General features: G+C 75.1%; 4 protein-coding genes. 1 reads left to right on the top strand and 3 read right to left on the bottom strand.

Going from position 1 to position 4,763, the window contains the following annotated elements; translation table 11 throughout:
• On the top strand, positions 1 to 511 hold a 511-nt coding region (locus tag MCAG_RS01375), incomplete at its 5' end, for an ATP-binding cassette domain-containing protein (RefSeq protein ID WP_157548340.1).
• Between the two features lie 65 nt (positions 512 to 576).
• Here the strand turns inward: MCAG_RS01375 and MCAG_RS01370 are convergent.
• The 3 genes from MCAG_RS01370 to MCAG_RS01360 all read right to left on the bottom strand — a co-directional run.
• A complete protein-coding gene (locus tag MCAG_RS01370; RefSeq protein ID WP_007071207.1) occupies positions 577 to 2,811 on the bottom strand; it encodes a glycoside hydrolase N-terminal domain-containing protein in 2,235 nt (744 codons plus the stop codon).
• Positions 2,801 to 3,895, bottom strand: coding sequence for a LacI family DNA-binding transcriptional regulator (locus MCAG_RS01365; RefSeq protein WP_232290036.1), 1,095 nt, complete (start codon positions 3,893 to 3,895; stop codon positions 2,801 to 2,803). Before MCAG_RS01365 ends, MCAG_RS01370 begins: the two co-directional genes overlap by 11 nt.
• Positions 3,876 to 4,763: glycoside hydrolase family 3 C-terminal domain-containing protein (locus tag MCAG_RS01360; protein ID WP_198141461.1), on the bottom strand; the 888-nt coding region annotated here is incomplete at its 5' end. The genes MCAG_RS01360 and MCAG_RS01365, both read right to left, overlap by 20 nt.

Raw genomic sequence — 4,763 nt, 5'->3', positions numbered from 1 at the left:
CCCCCACCGGTCGGTCCTGGAACAGGTGTCCCGGGTCGCCGTGCGGCTGCGCGACCTGTCGCCGGGCCGGGGGCGCGAGGCCGCGCGGACCGTTCTCGGTGAGGTCGGGCTCGCGGCGCACGTCGTCGCGCGCCGCCCCGACCGGCTCTCCGGCGGTGAGCTGCAACGCGCCGCCCTGGCCCGGGCGCTGCTGGCCGAGCCCCGCGTGGTGATCTGCGACGAGATCACCTCGGGGTTGGACATGGTCACCCGGGACCGGATCGTCGCCCTGGTCGACCGGCTGCGCCGCACCCACGGGCTGGCCCTGATCGTGATCAGCCACGACCGTGACGTGGTCGCCCGCCTGGCCGACCACGTGGTCGTCCTGGCCGCGGGGCAGGTCGTCGAGGCGGGGCCGGCGGCCACGCTGCTCACCACGGCCCGGCACGAGCTGACCCGGGCGCTGCTCGACCCGCCCGAGGTTGGAATCGGGCCGCCGACCGGCCAGGGCCGTGACCGGGCCGGGCCGTGAGCGGCACCCACTCCCCGCAGCACCACGATGGAGCTGCGGGACAGCGCCACCGAGGGACGCGGACCCTAGCCCGGGAAGGTCAGCTCCACCGGCCGACACGCGGGCAGGTCGACCACCGCGTCCCCGTACGGGCTGGACACCGTGACCCGCTGGTCGACGGGGGAGACCAGTCGCGCCCGCATCCAGGAGGCGTCCCAGGCCAACTCCTCGACGGCGACCCGGCCCCGGCAGGTCGCCCCGCGCAGCACCCCACGGGCCAGGCCGGGCAGCGGGGCCGGGAGCAGCCGTACTCGGCCCGGCCGGGAGTGCACCAGCGCCTCGATCAGCAGACCGGGCAGGGCGTGCGCGGCGTCGGCGTTGTAGGTCTGCCGGCCCGGATTGTGCGAGCTCATCAGCGATCGGAAGAACATGTCGTTGCCGAGGATTTTGGCCAGGTTCTTCCCGGCCAGCACGCCGTCACGGAGCCGGACCGCGACGAGCGCCCGGTGCAGGCTGCCGTGGGCGGAGAGATTCTCGTCGCCGCGCAGGGTCAGCGCGCGGTGCGCGGCGACGGCCAGCTCAGGGGTGTCGTCAGGGTTGATCTCGTCCAGCGGCCACACCGGGTAGAGGTGGCTGACGTGCCGGTGGTCCTCGTCGGATCGGTAGCCCGGCCAGGCCCACTCCGCCAGCGCGCCGCGCTCGTCGACCCGGTACGCGGGCAGCCGCTCCCGCAGCGCCGCCCACCGGTCGGCGCCGGTCACGGCGTCGGCGGTGGCCAGGGCGTGCCGGGCGGCGGCGATGTCCATCGTGGCGTTGACCGCCAGGTGCACCGGCCGGCCGTCGTCGTCGAGCGGGCCCGTCTCGGCCGAGTACGACGGCACCACGATCGCCGTGCCGTCGGCGTCGGTGACGGTGAGGACGTCGGCGAAGAACTCGGCGGCCTCCGTCAGCCACCCGGCCAACTCGCCGAGCGGCTCCCCGGTCACCAGGTGGTGCTCGTACAGGGGGTACAGCAGCCAGTCCGCGCCGGGCAGCCAGTAAAACGACGGCCAGTCGTCGTGCATGTGGAACAGGTGCCCGTGTTCCCCGTCGGTGCGGCTCGGCGCGAGCAGGCCCCGCGCGCCGTAGATCGCCTCGGCGTTGCGCCGCCAATCGTCGACCTGCGACCCGATCAGCCGCGCGTATGCCGTGGTGACCTCGGGCAGGGCCCCGATGTTGGCCCCCGCCATCTGTAGGTTCAGGTTGGCGTCGGTGGTGAAGTCGCCCGCCAGGCCGCGTCCCAGGAACCGAGCCACAGCCCGGTCAGCCGGGGCGGCAGGACGCCGCTGGAGCTGAGCAGCAGGTACCGTCCGGCGTTGAACAGCCGCTCCAGCAGCGCCGGGTACGGCCGCTGCGGGTCGGCGGCCTGCCGGGCGAGCAGCTCCCCGACGGGCAGCTCCCGCTCCTGGGCCGGCACGCCCAGGTCCAGGCTCACCCGGCCGTAGCCGGGGGCGTTCCGGGGTGGTGTGCCGGGCGAGGAGGCCGGCGTACCCGGCGGTGCGCCGGGCGCGCAGGGTCTCCTCCAACTCGGCGGTCCGCCACGGGGGCGTGTCGAGCCGGTCGAGCACCATGGTGAGCAGCGCGGACCCGCGCACCGCTACCCGCTCGCCGAGCAGCCGCACGTCGCCGTGGAGCAGGGCGAGGCCCTCGAATCCGTACGCGCCGCCCACCGGCGGGTAGTGGCCGCGCACCCGCAGGAAGACGTCCTCGCCGCTGGGGTACGCGATGGTCTCGTAGCGCACGTCCGCCGGGCGGCCGGGCAGGTCGCCGGTGAGCCCCACCACGCAGTCGCCCATCTCCAGGTGGATCACCACGAGGCCGTCGGCTCGGGAGACGAAGGAGCGCCGCCGGCCGCCGGGCCACTCGACGACGATCTCCCCGGTGCGGAAGTCCGTGCTTCGCCGGTACCCGCCCGGGCCCGTCGACCCGGCCGCGACAGCGGGCCGCGCCGCGTCGACGGTGACCGCGAACGCGGGGTGGAACGACTGGGTCCAACGCAGCTCCCGGCCGCCGCCGAGCAGTCGGCTGGCCTGCGCCCGGCGGCCGGCGAGCGCCAGCTCGCGGACCCGGGGCAGCAGGTGGGCCAGCCGGGGCGGCCGGGCGTCGTGGGTGCCGTTGGGCAGCACGAAGCGGTGGTGGTTGACGACGACGCGCTCGGCGTACGGGTCTCCGAGCACCATGATTCCGTACTCGCCGTTGCCGGACAGGAAGGCGTCCTCCCACCCGGCGGCGGGCGAGTCGTCCCAGACGCGGTGGGCGGACGCGGGCAGGTCACCCCTCACCGACGGGCCCCCGGGCGGCGGCCGTGCTGTCGCGGATCGTCAGCCGGGGTTCGAGCAGGGTGGCGTCCGGCACCGGCTCGCCGTGCACCTTGCGCATCAGCAGCGACACCGCCTGCTGGCCGACCTCCTCCGCCGGTACGGGCACCGAGGTGAGCCGGGGGCTGGCCTGCTCGGCGAACTGGTCGGGGCAGATGCCGACCACCGACACGTCCTCGGGCACCCGCCGGCCGAGGGTGGGCAGCGTGGCCAGCACGGGCCCGACCGCCGACTCGTTCTGCACGATCAGCCCCGACAGGTCCGGCCACCGGTCCAGCAGCTCGACCAGTTCGCGGCGCACGGCTGCCGTGCCCTCCCCGCAGGGCCGGACCACGGTGTCGACGCCGAGCCGCGCGGCGGCGTCGACGATGCCGTTGCGGGTCCGGTGCGCGAAGCCGGTGCCCCGGTCGTAGACGGCGGCCGGGGGGCCCAGCAGGGCGATCCGTCGGTGGCCCAGCCCGGCCAAATGCTCGACGCAGAGCGCGCCGGCGCGGTGGAAGTCGAGGTCGACGCAGGTCAGGCCGGTGGGGTCGGCGGGGAAGCCGATCAGCACGCTGGGCCGGCCCAGCTCCCGCAGCAGCGGCACCCGCGAGTCGTGCATCTCCACGTCCATCAGCAGCAGGCCGTCCACCATGGCGCTGGCCGCGATGCGGCGCAGCCCCGCCGGCCCCTCGTCGGAGGTGACCAGCAGCACGTCGTGTTCGACGGTGCGCGCGGTGGTCACCACCGCCATGGCGAACTGCATCACCACCGGCACCTGCATCCCGGAGCGCAGCGGCAGCACCAGCGCGACGACGTTGGCCCGCCGGCTGGCCAGGAACGCAGCGCGCCGGCGTTCGGGTGGTAGCCGAGCATCCGGATGCTGGCCAGCACCCGGATGCGGGTGACCTCTGGAGATCGCCCGTTTGCCGCTGAGCACGTACGACACGGTGCTGACCGCGACCCCGGCGTGCCGGGCGACGTCGGAGATGGTGACCAGGTCGGGTGACTTCGCGGGCCGCGCCGCCGCTGGCAGGCGCGTGCCGTGGTCACCGGGACCGGCCGGCACCCGTGGTCTCCCTGGCCGGCGCGTCGGCGGCAGACGCCGCTCGGACGGTGAGCGTGCCGACGAGTCGGATGTCGGTGGCGGACCGGCCGACCAGCACGCTGTGCGCGGCGTCCTCCACCACGCGGGCGCCACGGGACTCGTCCCACCAGCCCAGGTCGGCGGCGCGCAGTCGCAGCCGCACCACCTTGCGCTCACCCGGGGCGAGGGTGACCCGCGCGAAGCCCCGTAGCTGGCGTAGGGGCTGCTTGACCCGGGAGCGCCGCTGCCGGGTGTAGAGCTGCACCACTTCCTCCCCCGCGCGGGCACCGCTGTTGGTCACCTCGACGCGGACCTCGACCTCCCCGTCGGGGGTCACCGACGCCGCGCTGAGCCGTAGGTCAGCGTAGTCGAAGCGGGTGTAGCCGAGCCCGTGGCCGAGGGGGTACAGGGGGGCACCCCGGTAGTACAGGTACGTGGCGTCGGCGTCGATGATGTCGTAGTCGAGCAGGTCGGGCAGCTCGGCGGCGTCGGCGTACCAGGTCTGGGTGAGCCGTCCGCCCGGTTCGGCGTCGCCGAGGAGCACCGCGGCCAGCGCCGCCCCGTGTTCCTGGCCGCCGTGCGCCGACCACAGCACCGCCGGCAGGTGGGCCTCGGCCCACCCGATCGCGTACGGGTAGCTGCTGGTCAGCGCGAGGACGGTGCGGGGGTTGGCGGCGTACGCGGCGCGCAGCAGCGCCTCCTGCCCGGCCGGCAGCGCCAGGTCCACCCGGTCCTCGGTTTCCCGCCCGTTGATCATCGGGTGGTTGCCGAGCGCCACCACCACCACGTCGGCGTCGGCGGCCAGGGCAGCCGCTTCGGCCGCGCCGTCGGTGATCAGCTCCACGGCGAA

It is taken from the genome of Micromonospora sp. ATCC 39149, assembly GCF_000158815.1.
In the GTDB taxonomy this organism is placed as follows: domain Bacteria; phylum Actinomycetota; class Actinomycetes; order Mycobacteriales; family Micromonosporaceae; genus Micromonospora.
This window is presented reverse-complemented; position numbering and strand designations above follow the sequence as displayed.